At 36.6% G+C, this 15,269-nt stretch carries 12 protein-coding genes; 5 read left to right on the forward strand and 7 right to left on the reverse strand.

The window, feature by feature from the left end:
* Positions 1 to 56: 56 nt before the first annotated feature.
* Both K0U91_RS02300 and K0U91_RS02305 read left to right on the forward strand, forming a co-directional pair.
* Positions 57 to 1,004, forward strand: a complete 948-nt coding sequence (locus tag K0U91_RS02300) for a polysaccharide deacetylase family protein (RefSeq protein ID WP_220180257.1) — start codon at positions 57 to 59, stop codon at positions 1,002 to 1,004.
* Complete coding sequence (locus tag K0U91_RS02305) at positions 1,001 to 2,080, forward strand: GNAT family N-acetyltransferase (protein WP_220180258.1); 1,080 nt, start codon at positions 1,001 to 1,003, stop codon at positions 2,078 to 2,080. The genes K0U91_RS02300 and K0U91_RS02305 overlap by 4 nt, the downstream gene beginning before the upstream one ends.
* A 57-nt stretch (positions 2,081 to 2,137) precedes the next feature.
* On the opposite strand, the gene K0U91_RS02310 is transcribed toward K0U91_RS02305, so the two are convergent.
* Positions 2,138 to 5,017 carry a M16 family metallopeptidase gene (locus tag K0U91_RS02310; protein WP_408912594.1) on the reverse strand — a complete coding sequence of 960 codons (2,880 nt, stop codon included), beginning with the start codon at positions 5,015 to 5,017 and terminating at the stop codon, positions 2,138 to 2,140.
* Positions 5,018 to 5,190: 173 nt separating this feature from the next.
* Here K0U91_RS02310 and K0U91_RS02315 point away from each other — a divergent pair, with 173 nt between their 5' ends.
* The 3 genes from K0U91_RS02315 to K0U91_RS02325 all read left to right on the forward strand — a co-directional run bounded on the left by K0U91_RS02315 (position 5,191) and on the right by K0U91_RS02325 (position 6,941).
* A complete protein-coding gene (locus K0U91_RS02315) occupies positions 5,191 to 5,748 on the forward strand; it encodes a YdeI/OmpD-associated family protein (RefSeq protein WP_220180259.1) in 558 nt (185 codons plus the stop codon).
* A gap of 59 nt (positions 5,749 to 5,807) precedes the next feature.
* Positions 5,808 to 6,371, forward strand: a complete 564-nt coding sequence (locus K0U91_RS02320) for a DUF4256 domain-containing protein (RefSeq protein ID WP_220180260.1) — start codon at positions 5,808 to 5,810, stop codon at positions 6,369 to 6,371.
* Positions 6,372 to 6,542: 171 nt separating this feature from the next.
* A complete protein-coding gene (locus tag K0U91_RS02325; RefSeq protein ID WP_220180261.1) occupies positions 6,543 to 6,941 on the forward strand; it encodes an immunity 22 family protein in 399 nt (132 codons plus the stop codon).
* 303 nt (positions 6,942 to 7,244) lie between these two features.
* Here K0U91_RS02325 and polA read toward each other — a convergent pair whose 3' ends face one another.
* From polA to K0U91_RS02355, 6 genes are all read right to left on the reverse strand, one after another.
* Positions 7,245 to 10,112: a DNA polymerase I gene (polA, locus tag K0U91_RS02330; protein WP_220180262.1), complete on the reverse strand. Its 2,868-nt coding sequence runs from the start codon at positions 10,110 to 10,112 to the stop codon at positions 7,245 to 7,247.
* Between the two features lie 95 nt (positions 10,113 to 10,207).
* Positions 10,208 to 10,600: an META domain-containing protein gene (locus K0U91_RS02335; RefSeq protein WP_220180263.1), complete on the reverse strand. Its 393-nt coding sequence runs from the start codon at positions 10,598 to 10,600 to the stop codon at positions 10,208 to 10,210.
* Between the two features lie 90 nt (positions 10,601 to 10,690).
* Positions 10,691 to 11,095, reverse strand: a complete 405-nt coding sequence (gene tssD / locus K0U91_RS02340; RefSeq protein ID WP_219971223.1) for a type VI secretion system tube protein TssD — start codon at positions 11,093 to 11,095, stop codon at positions 10,691 to 10,693.
* Positions 11,096 to 11,361: 266 nt separating this feature from the next.
* Entirely contained in the window at positions 11,362 to 11,694 is a 333-nt protein-coding gene (locus K0U91_RS02345) for a hypothetical protein (protein ID WP_220180264.1), read from the reverse strand.
* A 2-nt stretch (positions 11,695 to 11,696) separates the two neighbouring features.
* Positions 11,697 to 13,196, reverse strand: coding sequence for a hypothetical protein (locus K0U91_RS02350; RefSeq protein ID WP_220180265.1), 1,500 nt, complete (start codon positions 13,194 to 13,196; stop codon positions 11,697 to 11,699).
* Between the two features lie 2 nt (positions 13,197 to 13,198).
* The gene (locus K0U91_RS02355; protein WP_220571812.1) at positions 13,199 to 15,136 is read right to left on the reverse strand and encodes a type VI secretion system Vgr family protein; all 1,938 of its coding nucleotides are present in this window, start codon (positions 15,134 to 15,136) and stop codon (positions 13,199 to 13,201) included.
* Positions 15,137 to 15,269: the final 133 nt, after the last annotated feature.

Here is a 15,269-nt window from a genome sequence, read left to right on the forward strand (position 1 = left end):
GCGAATCTGCTCAAAACATTGCTTTTGAGCAGATTCTTTTTTATTTTTACATCTGTATGTTCAAAAAAGAAATAATCGATGCGCTTGCGTGGTTTGAAAATGAAAAGTTTTCCGCCAATTTTCCTTTGGATTATTGTCTTCCCGTGTATCACAATGTTTCGAACGAACATCTTCCCCATCTCAAACATATCATCCATTATAAAAATGAAAAAGAATTTGAAGAAGATCTAGACTGTCTTTCAAAAAATTTTCAATGGGTAACGTTTGATGAGTTTAAAGACTATGTAAAAGGAAATTTTAAACCGAAAAGAAAAATTGCCTTACTCACTTTTGACGATGGTTACAGAGAATTTTATGATGTCGTAATTCCTGTTTTGGAAAAAAAGGGAATATATGCAATGAACTTTGTCAACCCTGCTTTTATTGACAATAAGGATATGATGTTTCGCTGTAAAGTGAGTTTAATTAAAGATACATTAGACAATCTAAATTGTGATAACCCCTCTATTTTAAAATTAAAATATCATCAAAGCAAAACCATTGAAGATCTTTCCACACAATTTGAGGTTGATTTCCAAGATTATTTAGAGGAAAAAAAACCGTATCTCAGTTTAGATCAATTGCACCAAATAACAAGTAAAGGTTTCGGGATTTCTTCACATGGGATGAATCATCCGCTCTACCACGAAGTGCCAATTTCTGAACAACTTGAAAATACAATTCTGGGCTACAATTATATGCGGGAAAACGGTTTTCATTACGAAAGTTTCGCTTTTCCATTTACGGATTTTGGGGTTGAAAAGTCTTTTTTTGATGAACTTTTTAAAAACAAAGATATTTTCTGTACTTTCGGAAGTGCTGGTGTAAAAATGGATTCTGTTTCAAAAAATTTCCATAGAATACCAATGGAAACCGGTGAAACGGCTTCTCAGATTTTAAAAAAAGAGATTGCTTATTTCAAATTTAAAAAGGTATTGAATAAAAATAAAATTATCCGGAAATGATCCATCTAAAAACTTTAAACAAAAAAGGGCTTGAAGATTTTGTAGCATCCGGAGAATTTCAACATCATGATTTCATTCCCATCACAAAACATCGGGCAGAATCACACATCAGAAACCCTAAAGCAACTGATGACCAGACTCTTTTGATTTTGGCTTATGACGAAGATCAGCTAGCCGGATATGTCGGCTGTCTTCCTGATCATTTTAAAATTGATGGCGAAATATTTCGTTATGCCTGGCTGAGTACACTTTTCATCAGTGATCAATTCCGTGGAAAAAAAATTGCCCAGACTTTGCTGAATAAAGCATTTGAAGAGTATCAAGGTAATATCGCCTTAACCGAATTTACCAAAGAAGCGGAAAGTTTATACAACAAAACAGGATTATTTAGATATATTGAACCAAAAAAAGGAAAAAAATATTATTTCAGAACAGATCTGGAAATTATTATTCCCTTAAAAAGAGAGAAAACCAAGCCGCTACAGCCTTTATTTAAAATTACTGATTCTATTATCAACACAGTCATTTCTACGAAGAATATTTTTATAAAAAAACCGGATTTTAAATTTGAAATTCTTGATACAATTGATGTTGAAAGTAAGAACTTTATAGCAAAATTTAAAAATAACCGAACAGCAGAAGAAATCAACTGGGCAATAGAAAATCCATGGGTTCTAGAGGGAAAAACAGAGGATAAGAAATATTTATTTTCAAGCTATTCTCAGAACTTCAGGTATTTTTGGGTTAAGATTTTTGATAAAGATAGAAATCTGAATATTTGTTCCCTTTTGATGCTTAGAAATGGTCATCTTAAGATTCCATATTTATTTTCAGAATCAGATCTAAGTCCGTTTCTAGACTTTTTAAGCTACTTTATCGCACGGAATAAAATAAAAATGATGACTTCTTATCAAATAGATTTAAATAAAAAAATAGATTCTTACCCGTCTTTTCCAAAAATATACCAGCGAAATATCGAAAGAAGGTATATGTTTCATCAAAATCTCATTCAGAATCTTCCCGAACACTTTAATCCCGATTTTCAGGATGGTGACGGAGATTGTTTGATGACTTAAAGTAATTTGGGGCGAAATCTTCGATTTCGCCCCGAATTACTTTAAAATATGATTGTATTAATATCCAAAAATCTCTTCCAGATCAAGCTCTTTAAAACTTCCCATTTGCTCAACAGCCTCTAAATTCAGGTTTTCTTTTTTCCCGATAATAGCGGTGTTGAACTGTACCGGTTTTATTGCAGTCTGATAAAATTGTCTGATGTCTTCAAAATTTAAACTTTCAATCTGGGCGTAAATATCTTTTCTGAAATCATGGGTAATTCCCAGTTTCTGCAGTTTTAAAGTGTTGAAAAACACATTCGTTCTTGTAATTCTTGTAGAGGCAATTTGCTTTAATGCCGCATTTTTTGCATTTTCAAACTGAGTGGTCACTTCAGGAAGTTCCTCCATCAGCTCGGTCATGGTATCGACTGCAATCTGTAATTTATCCGGCTGGGTTCCTATGTAGGTGGTAATATAATCTGGATGGCCAATCTCAGCATTTGGCGAATAAGAAACGTACGCCGAATAAGCCAGACTTTTGCTCTCACGAATTTCCTGAAAGACGATGGATGACAAACCCCGCCCGAAATATTCATTAAAAACGTTGATTTTTCCAAAATTTTCAATGTTTACATGAAGTCCCTTTCCGATCTTGCTCATTTCCATCTGCACCATGTCATAATTGGTAAAGTACACATCTCCTTTTGTTTCAGGTTCAGGGTATTTTTTCGGATCAGCAATACTTCTGCTTTGAGATTCTATAAAGCTTTCTATCTCATTTTTAAACTTCTCAAAATCTTTTCCGTAAAAAAAGATCTGATACTGAAATTTAAATAAGTTTTTGATGCGTTCTGTAAATGCTTCTACTTTGGTATTCCGAAGCTCGTCTTTAGAAAGAAAATCCAGGAACCTTGATCCTTTTCCGAGTTTTGTATAATTCGTTAAAGCTGTCATGATGCGGTTTTTGTCTTTTTTTGCCGCTTCACGGTTTTCAAGAACCGTTTCTACAAACTGATTGTAAATTTCCTGATCAGGTTGTACATTTTTCATCCAGTGCTGCAGCAAATCAATACCCTCCTTTATATTTTCCTCTAATCCGCTGAGCGAAATATGAAGCTGGTCTGAAGTGGTTTTAAAATCATTGGTAATACCGATTTTAAAAAATTCTTTTTTCAGATCTTCAGGTGAAAACTTTTCCGTTCCGAGATATTGTAAAATCTGAGTAGAAATACCCAATTCACGGTCATGGTCACTGCCAAACGGGAAAATAAAATGAATCTGTGCGATTTCATTATATTTATTTTTAACAAAGCTGATCTTTTTATCTTTTATAACATCCGTGGATATTTCTTTCTGGTAATCAATAAATTCAGGTTGAATATCAGCTGTTTTTTCATCTACAATTTCCTTCAGAAATTCAGATTGTGCTTCACGATTGATCTTAATGGCAGTAATTCCGGGATTGTCAACTCTTAACAGTTTATCATTGACCCCTTTTTCTTTGTTGATAACCACATAATTGTTTTTAAAGAAAACATTGGCAAATGCTATTACTTCTTCTCTAGTAATTTCAGCATACTCATCCATCTCATTCAGTTCCTGCTCCCAGGTTCTGCCCTTGATGTAGGTGTCAAAAAGATTATTTGCCAGTCCGCTTGCTGTCTCGAGTGCTTTCATTCTCTGAAGCTTGAAATCGTTGATGATGGCAGGAAGCATCCAATCTGGGAAGTCTCCTTTTTTTATCAATTCGATTTGCTCAAGAACCATTTCTTTAGCTTCCGATAAAGTCTGATTTTCTTTCGGAACGGCAACAATTGAAAAGTAACCGTAGTTTTTTAAACCTAATGAATAAGCTTGCGCCCAAAGCATTTTTTGGGTCTGATTGATATGTAGATCTAATAAACCTGCTTCACCCCTGTTGCTTAGAATATTAGCAATGATATCAGCAAGCATCGCTTCTCTTGAACCATAACTGTCAGTACGCCACGCTAGTTGAACTCGAGGTGTGGTAGGACTGTAAACTGTTCTTTCAACGATTTCTTCGATCGGAAGCTCTATAATTTCCTGCTTTTGAGGCAATTCTTTATAAGGAATCGTTCCAAAATATTGATCGACAAGCTGTATTGTTTTTTCAAAGTCTAAATCGCCCACCAAAACGATTGCATAATTATTAGGAACATAATATTCATCAAAATACTTATGAATGGCCTTCATTGAAGGGTTTTTGAGATGTTCAGGCTTGCCGAGAGTTGTTTGCTGTCCGTTAGGATGATTCGGAAAAAGAGCTTCCATCAACTCATCGTTGACCAATCGCGAGTCATTATCCTGAGCACGGTTAAATTCCTCGTAAACCGATTCTAACTCTGTATGAAAAAGGCGTAAAACCAATTCTGAAAATCTTTCTTTTTCTACTTTCAGCCACTTTTCCAGTTCATTATTCGGGATATTGTTTTTGTAAACCGTTTCATCAAACCAAGTGTGGGCATTGGTACCGCTTGCTCCAAGAGAAGAAATGATCTTGTCATATTCATTGGCAATCGCAAACCGGCTTGCTTCCTGAGAAATTTCATCGATTTTCTTGTAAATTTCTTTCTTCTTTTCAGGATTTTGCTCTGCTTTATGTTGCTCGTATAAATCTGAGATCTGATCGAGTAAAACTTTTTCTTTCTCCCAGTTTTGTGTTCCGATTTTTGACGTTCCTTTGAACATCATGTGTTCAAGATAATGCGCCAAACCTGTATTATCAGAAGGATCATTGTTACTCCCTGTTCTGACAGGTATAAAGGTCTGAATTCTGGGTGCATCAAAATTTTGCGCCAAAAAAACTTTTAATCCGTTCTTAAGGGTGTACATTCTGACTTTATTTTCGTCGTGGGTGACTGTAGTGTATTGGTAGTTATTTGTATCGGTATGAATCGTTTCCTTATATCTTCTGTCTATCATATTTAAATTCATTTTCATTCTTTTTTAAAAATCCGAATGCTTACAAATATAAGAATTCGAAGAGTAAGACCTACCACAATTTCTAATATTAAATCTATGATGATGATTTATTTTAATGTTCATTGAAATATTTATACATTTATAATAAAGTTAGAAGAACCGAATTTAAAAAGCTAATAAAATTAATGAACGCTACATTCTTCGAAACTCCGCAAGATTTCCGCAAATGGCTTGAGAAAAACCACAAAAAAGAAACAGAAATTATTGTCGGATTTTATAAAATCGGAACTAAAAAACAATCGATTACTTGGTCTGAAGCAGTTGATCAGGCTCTATGTTTTGGCTGGATCGACAGTGTTCGAAGATCAATTGATGAAGAAAGCTACAGCAACCGTTTTACCCCTAGAAAACCAACTAGCATCTGGAGTGCCATTAATATTCAGAAAATTGAAGATTTGACTAAAGCCGGTTTGATGCAACCTGCGGGATTGGAAGCTTTTCAACTCAGAAAAGAAAATAAATCCAGAATCTATTCTCACGAAACTGAAAATATTAAACTTTCCGATGAGTATGAAAAGCACTTTAAAGGCAATAAAAAAGCCTGGGAATTTTTTGAAAAACAAGCACCATCTTACAAGAAAGTTACAATTCACTGGATCATGAGCGCCAAGCAGGAAAAAACACAGATCTCACGCTTAAAAAAAACGATTTCTGAAAGTGAAATTGGAAGAAGAGTTTCATAACTAATCTAACGAATGACAAATTAATTTATTTTCCCTAAATTTAAAATAAACACAACACTATGACATCAAAAAAATATTTATCTGAAAGGGAAACGACAGAACTCCTGGATATTTTGCAACAGCGATTTGAAAAAAACAGCAAACGCCACCCGAAAATAGATTGGTCGAAGATCGAAGATAAACTGAAAGCTAACCCGCAAAGAATTTGGTCATTGAATGAAATGGAAATTTCCGGCGGCGAACCCGATGTGGTAGATTATGATAAAAAAACTGATGAATACATTTTCTTTGACTGCTCGGCAGAAAGTCCGAAAGGCAGGAGAAGCTTGTGCTATGACCGAGAGGCATTAGATTCCCGAAAAGAAAATAAACCTCAAAATTCTGTAATGGATGTTGCCATTGAAATGGGTATAGAAATTCTCGACGAAAGTCAATATCGTTTTTTGCAGACTTTGGGAGAATTTGATCTGAAGACATCAAGCTGGATCAGAACACCGAAAGAGATCAGAGCTTTGGGCGGCGCGCTGTTTTGTGACCGGAGATATGATACGGTTTTTGTATATCACAATAGCGCCAATTCTTATTATGCTGCGAGAGCTTTTCGGGGAGTTTTGAGAGTTTAAGGCTATAAGTTTACTGTTTTTAAAAAGTCATTTAATAAAAAAAGCCTCGATATAATCTTTTTAAATCTAAGTGAATTGGCGATAACAAAACGCTTTCTATGATGGAAAATCCGGTAAACTTTTTTATTTAAAAACTATTAATCTTATCTTTGACTCTTCAAAAAAGCAGGCATGAATACACAGATCTTAGATTTTTGGGTAGGGAATTTCAATTCAGAAGAAGAATTTGATCAATTTATAGAAGAAGATGAAAACTATTATCTGAATGAGGAAGATGATGACAATTATATCTCAAAATTTGCGGAATCGCAGGACACCGTTTGGTTTGACAATGACTTAGCTGAATATGGTTTTGAAAATTTAAGCAAGAACATCTACGAAAACTTTTCAGAGTATTCATTTGCTGATCAGTGGCTTCCGGAATTGGTGAACAAAATTAACGAGCTGGAATTGAAATTTGAAATCAACTCTTTACTGTTCGTAAGCCAAGGGCAAATTCCAAAACCTGTTTCTGTGGAAGCTGAGGAATTTTCTTTGGTGTATTTGGGCGGGATTCAGATTGAGTATTAAAAGAAGTTAATTCAACAAATTCTTTAATCTTTGATCGTATCAAAATAGTATCATAATGAAGCCACCTTATCAGATTACCTCTCAAATCGTAAATTTAATTTCAAGTATTTTCTCAGAAGGTGAATTTCCAAGCAAAGATTATATGAAAAAATTCTCTGATAGATCTTCTGCTACAGCCAGTAGTGATTTAAAAAAATGCTGTTGATATCATTTGGTTAAAAAATCAGGTGATAAAAAATAAGTATTTACAACAAATTATAAAAATAAAACTCCCGCTACGATACGGAAGTTTTATATATTTTTTTAATGAGCTTCCAGCCAGTTATTCCCTACTCCTACCTCAACCAGTAACGGAACCTGCGTTTCAATAGCATTTTCCATTTCCATTTTAATAATGTTTTTCGCGACTTCTACTTCTTCGATCGGTGATTCAAACAGTAATTCATCATGCACCTGAAGCAGCATTTTTGTCTGCAGCTTTTCTTTTTCCAACTCTCTGTCAATTTTAATCATCGCCATTTTCACCACATCAGCGGCACTTCCCTGAATGGGAGCATTGACAGCATTTCTTTCAGCATGGGCTCTCACAACAAAATTTCCGGAGTTGATGTCTTTCAAATGACGTTTTCTTCCTAAAATCGTTTCTACATAACCCATATCTCGGGCTCTCTGTACTTGTTCAGCCATATATGCTTTCAACTTCGGGTAAGTTTCATAATAGGCTTCGATCATCTGCTTCGCTTCAGATCTTGATAAACCGGTTTGTTCTGCCAAAGCAAAAGCTCCCTGACCGTATAAAATTCCAAAGTTGACGGTTTTTGCTTGTCCACGCTGGGTTTTTGAAACTTCTTCCAACGGGATATTGAAAAGTTTCGCAGCGGTGGAAGCATGAATATCTTCACCATCCTGAAAAGCTTTGATCATATTATCTTCACCCGAAATTTCGGCTATCAGACGCAATTCGATTTGTGAATAATCGGCAGAAATAATTTTTTTCCCTTCACCGGAAACGAAAGCGCCGCGAATCTGCTGACCTCTCAATGTACGGATCGGGATGTTTTGTAAATTCGGATTGACACTCGCCAAACGACCTGTTGCCGCTGTTGTCTGTGAAAAATTGGTATGTACCCGATTATCATCCTTATCAATCTGTGACGGTAATGCGTCAACATACGTTGATTTGAGTTTCTGATAGGTTCTGTACTCTAAAATATGCTGAATGATCTCATGCTTGGTAGAGAGTTTCTGCAAAACATCTTCTGAAGTAGCATATTGTCCGGTCTTTGTTTTTTTGGCTTTAGGGTCAAGCTGCATTTTTTCGAATAGAACTTCACCCAGCTGTTTTGGTGAATTCATATTAAACTCTTCTCCCGAAATCTCAAATATTTTAGATTCTAGCTGTCTTAAATCGTTTTCCAGATCTATGCTTTCCTGTGCGAGCCATTTTTCGTCAAGAGAAATTCCTTCGAGTTCCATTTTAGCCAAAACTTCCATGAGCGGCATCTCGATATTGTAAAATAAATCTTCGAGACTCTCTTTTTTCAGTTGCGGTGCAAATAATTCATACAATTGAAAAGTCACATCTGCATCTTCCGCAGCATAATCGGTTTGTGTCCTTAAATCTGCATCACGGAAATTACCCTGATTTTTTCCTTTTTTACCGATAATGGTTTCAATGGAAACAGGTTTATAATTTAAATAAACCTCCGAAAGATAATCCATCCCATGCCTTCCGTCAGGATTTAAAAGGTAGTGTGCGATCATGGTGTCAAACATGGCGCCTTTTACTGTAATATTGTATTGCTTGAGAACTTTGTAATCGTATTTCAGATTATGGGCGATCTTCAGCAAATCTTCTTTTTCAAAAAATGGTCTGAATATTTCCAACGTCTGCAAAACCTCGCCCTGATCTTTAGAAAGCGGAACATAATAGGCCAAACCTTTTTTATAGGAAAAACTCATTCCTACCAATTCGGCTTCCATTTCGTTTAAAGAAGTCGTTTCTGTATCGAAGCAAACCGCTTTATGTTTTAAAAGATTCTGAACTAAGATTTTCTGAGCTTTCGGATTGTCTACAAACTGATACAAATGATCATTTTGCTCAATGGTTTCTTTCGTAGAAGTTGCCTGATCGAGCTCTTCAAAATTGGCAAAAAGATCCAGCTGACCTACGTTTCTTGCTACTTTCTGTTGAGGTGTCTCTGATATTGTTACTTCACTTCCGCTGATGACAATTCCATCCGTCTCAATAACTGTTGTTTTTACTGTGATAGTTTCTGCAGGAGCAAAGGCACGGTATAAATTTTCATACAGTCTTCTGAACTCAATCTCGTCGAAAATTTCTTTCACTTTTTCGAAATCCGGAGTTTCCAGATCGTATTGCTCCTGATGAAATTCTACCGGAGCATCACAGATGATGGTGGCTAATTTTTTTGATAAAATTCCACGCTCGGCAGAAGCTTCTATTTTTTCTTTAATTTTACCTTTTAATTGATGGGTATTGGCCAACAGGTTTTCGATACTGCCGTATTCTTTAAGAAATTTCATGGCGGTTTTTTCTCCCACACCATCCAAGCCGGGAATATTATCCGACGAATCTCCCATCATCGCCAAGAAATCAATCACCTGTTTCGGATCTTCAATTCCATATCGTGCTTTCACTTCTTCTACCCCTAAAATTGAGATTTCGCCACCCCTAAACCCTGGTTTATACAGCTTAATTTTATCGGTAACCAATTGAGCAAAATCTTTGTCTCCACTTACTATAAAACTCGTATAATTTTCTTTTTCTGCTTTACAGGCAATTGTACCAATCACATCATCAGCTTCGTATCCTTCAATACCTAAACTTGGAACGTGCATAGCCTCCAAAATACGATGGATATATGGAATAGCAAATTTAATGGCTTCTGGTGTTTCGCTTCGGTTGGCTTTGTAGTCGGCATAATCATTTGTGCGGATACTTGCCTGACCGACATCAAAAATTACCGCTAAATGAGTCGGTCTTTCTTTTCTAATGAGTTCAATCAAGGAATTCATAAAACCAAAAATAGCTGTTGTCTCCATCCCGGAACTGGTATATCTCTGGTTTTTTGACATTGCGTGATATCCTCTGAAAATCATTGCGTAAGCATCGATCAAAAAAAGCCTTTTGTCCTGTGTTGCGTCCATATTTTGAATAATGAACAAATATAAGAAAATGGGTTGTTTTTATCTGAGAATTTCGAAAGGAGATGTTATAATTAAACTCAAAAAAGTTTTGAAAACTAATTTTTCACAGGAATCAATTCCAGACGGTCTTTGTCGATTTTGTAGTAATACGTTCCGATAAATGTTTCTGGCTCTTTACAATCGCTGGACATATCTGCTGCACCTTCACTAATTTCTATCTGATTATTTTCCTGAATACTGTATGTTCCCAACATCCCAAAACATGCATTGCCAGTATGATATTCTTTGTCACCGTCAAACTGCAGATAATGGAATTGTGGTTCTTCTGAAGGAAATTTAATCGTTTTCATTTTACTAAAAACAGCACTGCCGTCTTTTCGTACGGTCTCAACTTTCCAGGTTGTCTTGGCAAGAGAATTTGTCTGTGCATAAAGATTTGAGATGAAAGAAAATGCAGAGAAAAGCATTATTAAGGTTAATTTTTTCATAGGTTGATTTTATGATGTAAGCAAAAAGAATAGCATACAACTGCATGCTATTCTATAATCTAACTTAATAGATTTGAATGAGGGCTTGGTTTAATTTCCTGGCCAGATACCTTCGTAGGCAGCATTTCCATAATTGATTTTTTCTGCACTTACAATAAAGCTGATCAACATAGAATTTTCGTCTACGGCATCAAAGTCTACTTCGTGCTGAATAACGTAACCGTTTTCCCAGTTTAAAGTAATTAATGTACCTTCTTCGTGAGATTTATTAAAAGTGATTTCGCCAGAGGTTGGCTTGTATTTACCATTTAGCAAACTTTCTAAGATTTCAGATTTTTCTGTCGCCTCAATGGTAAGCTTGATAATCGCGTTGGAAGGATCTGAAGCTACACGTCCGGAAACATCAGTAGATCTAGATACGCTGTAATTAAGCTTTAATAATTTTTGTCCTTCGCTTCCGTTGAATTTTAAGATTCCTCTTGAGTTGTCTGCCATAATTTGTAAATTTTAAAAAATTAATATTTTGTGATTTGATGTTGTTTCTAAAGCGAAGATAGAGCCAAAAACTGCTTATAAAAACTTTTACGGCACTTAATTGACTTTTTGTAGTAGTATTACGATTTCGTGTAGTAGAACTACGACTTTGTTTGATGGTAAAGTAAATGTTAAATATAACTAACTGATTTTAAGCAAATAAAATATCCTCTGACTGCTAATATTTCTACTCTCAATCAGTAATAATCTAAATGATAAATTTAATACTACTTAATATTTAAAAAGAGGGTATCCTTTTTTCCTTCAACAAATGAATAATTAATTTTCTCACCATGTTGGCTCCAAACTGTTTTGATCGTATCAACAGGTGTACTCTTAGAAAAAACTATTAAATCATTAATTGAGTTTCTTTGTTTTTCAAGCCTAAAATAACCTTTGGAATCTGTATAAACACAATTACTTTTATTGTTTTCGCAGACTTTTATATTGGATAAGGGTTTTTTATCCTTATTAAAAATATAACCTTCATAAAATTTAGGCATCGAAGTACAAGAATTCAAAAAAATGACTAAAACAATATTTAGAAAATTTCCATGCATAATTAATTGATTTTTAATTTGGTTAACCATACTAAGCTAAGAACATCCTTTTCTGCAGCTGACATTCTTCTTCTTTCCGAAACCGGAATGTAATTATTGTAATACGGCATGATGTCTATTTCTCCGGTAGTAGGATAATTTGTAGAGCGATCACTATTACTTTGGGTTACAACATTTACACTTCCTTTATGCCCATATGAATAAACTGTTCCACCATAGGATTTTAATATTTCGTGGCCAACTTCATGCGCAGCAGTTTCTTTAAATTCAACATCTTCGTTATTTTCGGTCTCATAACTCCAGCCGTTAGAATATTTTATATATCCCACATTGTAGCAAACAGCCTCACGTGATATCATATTTCCCACCCATGAGATTGGGTTTAATGTTGCAGTACCAGGATTTCCGGAACGCATCCAGCTCCCGTTGGTATTGTAGACAAGGCTTATATCATCCATGGATTTTTCGGTCGTATTGATCGCATTTACATATACTTCATATGCTTCACCTACAATTTTGACGTCTTTAGCTGCAGCATGATTTTTATTTCTTCCCCAATGATAATTTAATCCGTCAATCGTTAATTTTTCCAAATCTGCAAAGCTTCGTGTTCTTGTTCTTAAGGGCGGTTTTCCGGGAACCAGCTCACTTGCAGGTATTTTGTCCCACGGACAGGTTTCTACCCAACGTGTTTCGTCTTTCATTCCTGATAAGTGAGAAGAGCATTCCAGACCTTCAGCACCTCCGTCTTTTAAGTTTACACGTAAAGTCGCATCTATTTTCTTGTTGTTTTTATCTATTTTTACATCTACCCATTCTACTTCATCATAGTTTGTAGAAAACTCAACTTCTTTAGATTTCTGTTTGCCGTTTTTACTTGCGGTGATGATCGCTTTCAGTTTTTTATTGTTGAATTTTGAACTGTCATACTTATTTTCATTATCAAAACCATCCCAAAAAATAATATAGGAGCCAATTTTGGTGTAATCTGATGAAGGTGTATTATATGAATTGAAAATACTTTTCCAATCCCATACTCTTACAGGATTCGAAAAATCGTACTCGGGCTTTTTATCAGAAATATCTTTTGAAAGTTTAGGAAGCCTTCTTGCTGTAACTACAATATCGGGCAAGTTGGTAATCGCAAACAGTGTGCTTCCATCTTCGTTTAAAACCTTAAATTCCAAAGAATCTATGTTTCCAAGCATTAAAGAATAATTGAATGCGAAATTGGCATTCTCATAGTTTCCTTCAAAATCTAATACTCCGAAAGGAACCAGTGTTGAATAACCGCTATCTTTTTTTAGTGAAAATGAAATTTCAAAATCTTCTGAAATTTCATTTCCTAGTCTCTCGTAAGTATTATACAGCACTCCGTTATCAGTACCCTTCTCTCTTACTTCACCGGAAGCACTTGAGAAAATGTTTCCTTCAGAAGAAATGTTATAATCACCACCGACGGTTTTTATATATTTTCCTTGAATAATTCTGGTGCGTGACATAATTAATGATTTTTGCTGATCTCGCCACTGTTATTTTTCACTTCCAGCTGAGCATTTTTATTGATGCTCTTATTTGAAGTAAACTGAATATCTTCATGTGATAATTCAGTTCTTTCTTTTTTCGTCTCGCTATGCACATCCCCCTCAATCATTTCTGTCAGTTTACCTGTAATAAACATACTGGTATCTCCCATTACAGAGGTCATTTTCATGGCTCCCACGCTTTGAGTATGGTTTAAGCTGATCGTATCAGATTTATTCATCCCGACAGATGTGGTCATATTCTGGCCGACATTGATGTCTAAATTTTCTCCGGCATTGAATGTCATATTTTTAGGAGCAGTTACAGTAATATTACCGGCACCATCCATAAAATAGGTATTCCCGCTTGGGTCGATGATATTTACACTTCCTTCCGCGTCATTCATTAAAATTCTAATTCCGCTGCGGGTCTGTATTGATTTTAAATGGTTATTGGCTCCCCCGCCCAAACCTACTTGTCCGTGGAACATTCCGCCCATGACAAACGGTCGGTCGGGATGGTTGTGCACAAAATTGACCATCACCTGGTCTCCCACTTCCGGGATGGCTACGTAGCCCCTGTTTTGCGTGATCTTATCGGTTCCCCCTGCATCAGGACTCATCATCCGGATAAAATGGGTCGTGTCATTCGTCTGCCAGTCGAATCTTACCTGAACCCTCCCCTGTCCTTCCGGGTCAGTGTTGGAGATCACCGTTGCGATCTGCGGCTCGGCTTTGGGAATTGTAAATTCTGGCTTTGGCAAAAAGCCCGTGTCGGAGGCTATCCCCAAGAAACTTCCGCTGTAATGGCCGATCGTATCGATCTCATGCGTGGCTTCTGTGACCATGATTCTTGTAAAATACGAAGTTTCGTTTGTATCCGGTTTGCGCATTTCGATATCTACCGAGCAGCCCGGATGAAGGAAAGGAACCGTAGTGGAACCCGAGATATTAAAAACATTCACTGCCTCGCTTCCCGAAGTGCTTTTCTGTGAGTATTCCACATCAAGATGGGTCGTTGCCTTGATAGGGGCCACTCGCAGTGAGGGTGTTTTATAAATATTGTCGTTATGCCCGTAAGCTGTTTTGGCCAGATCTCCCACATGCTGAATAGGAGTCGCCCCTGAAGTCAGCTTCTCGTGCCTGCTGCTGTTGTAGCCGTAAAACTGAGGCTTGGTGTGCACCGCTTTCAATTCAACTTTAATATCATTGGCACTGCTGCCGTAGGTAAGCTTGATCGCTTTATTCTGGGGCGGAAGTTTCCCGAAGTGTAAAACCTCACCGTCGTAATAAAACTGCTCGCCGTAGGCTTCTGCCATTCTCGCAAGATAATTGTAATGCGTCTCGTCGTACTGGCTGCTGTAGACGATCTGTGAATAATCGTTGGTATCGATTCTGATGTCGAAACGGCTTTTGTCTAAACCCTGCTTGATCACTTCTTCTGCAATAATCCCCATATTCACCGGCTGGCTGCCTCCGAAGCTCTGGATATGGGGCGCACCATCGAGCAAAATAGTCGGGCTGTAACCGGATAATACGATATTCCCGAGGCTCATTTTCTCCTGGCTGAAACCTACTCCCGTAATGACGCCAACGAATGTTCTTTCCGGGCTGTTGTCGATATCTTTGTAGGAAATTACAGCCGTGAGACGTTTGCCTAAAAACTTGTTGGCTTCTTCCAGGGTGTGTGTCTGGCGGTCGCCCAGAGTGTCGTGGGAAAGCGTAAGGGTAAACTCATGATGGCGCTGAGCGCTTTGGGTGAGTTTGAAGTGTTTGTAATATCTGATAACTTTACCTTCAATTACCAAAGATAATTTTACCAAACGGTTGATGCCGTTGTGATGGCTTTCTGATACCCCTTCTGCATTCTGCGAGGGGCGAAAAGAACTGCCTCTGGATGGTTCTAAGGTGTTTGACATAATATGTGTGATTGTGGTGATTTAAAGTTATTCATTTTTTTTCATTCAGCAGCCTTCCGGGGTGAACTTTAGCATACTTTTAAGATTGCTGTAATCTAAAGGGCTCTGCCAGAATTTATACCGCATGATCTTC

This window comes from Chryseobacterium sp. LJ668 (assembly GCF_019613955.1).
GTDB lineage: Bacteria > Bacteroidota > Bacteroidia > Flavobacteriales > Weeksellaceae > Chryseobacterium.

Bases quoted from the DNA above. Each gene is read 5' to 3' on its own strand.
- K0U91_RS02300 (WP_220180257.1), top strand. From the start codon at position 57: ATGTTCAAAAAAGAAATAATCGATGCGCTTGCGTGGTTTGAAAATGAA.
- K0U91_RS02305 (WP_220180258.1), top strand. From the start codon at position 1,001: ATGATCCATCTAAAAACTTTAAACAAAAAAGGGCTTGAAGATTTTGTA.
- K0U91_RS02310 (WP_408912594.1), bottom strand. From the start codon at position 5,017: ATGAATTTAAATATGATAGACAGAAGATATAAGGAAACGATTCATACC.
- K0U91_RS02315 (WP_220180259.1), top strand. From the start codon at position 5,191: ATGAACGCTACATTCTTCGAAACTCCGCAAGATTTCCGCAAATGGCTT.
- K0U91_RS02320 (WP_220180260.1), top strand. From the start codon at position 5,808: ATGACATCAAAAAAATATTTATCTGAAAGGGAAACGACAGAACTCCTG.
- K0U91_RS02325 (WP_220180261.1), top strand. From the start codon at position 6,543: ATGAATACACAGATCTTAGATTTTTGGGTAGGGAATTTCAATTCAGAA.
- polA (WP_220180262.1), bottom strand. From the start codon at position 10,112: ATGGACGCAACACAGGACAAAAGGCTTTTTTTGATCGATGCTTACGCA.
- K0U91_RS02335 (WP_220180263.1), bottom strand. From the start codon at position 10,600: ATGAAAAAATTAACCTTAATAATGCTTTTCTCTGCATTTTCTTTCATC.
- tssD (WP_219971223.1), bottom strand. From the start codon at position 11,095: ATGGCAGACAACTCAAGAGGAATCTTAAAATTCAACGGAAGCGAAGGA.
- K0U91_RS02345 (WP_220180264.1), bottom strand. From the start codon at position 11,694: ATGCATGGAAATTTTCTAAATATTGTTTTAGTCATTTTTTTGAATTCT.
- K0U91_RS02350 (WP_220180265.1), bottom strand. From the start codon at position 13,196: ATGTCACGCACCAGAATTATTCAAGGAAAATATATAAAAACCGTCGGT.
- K0U91_RS02355 (WP_220571812.1), bottom strand. From the start codon at position 15,136: ATGTCAAACACCTTAGAACCATCCAGAGGCAGTTCTTTTCGCCCCTCG.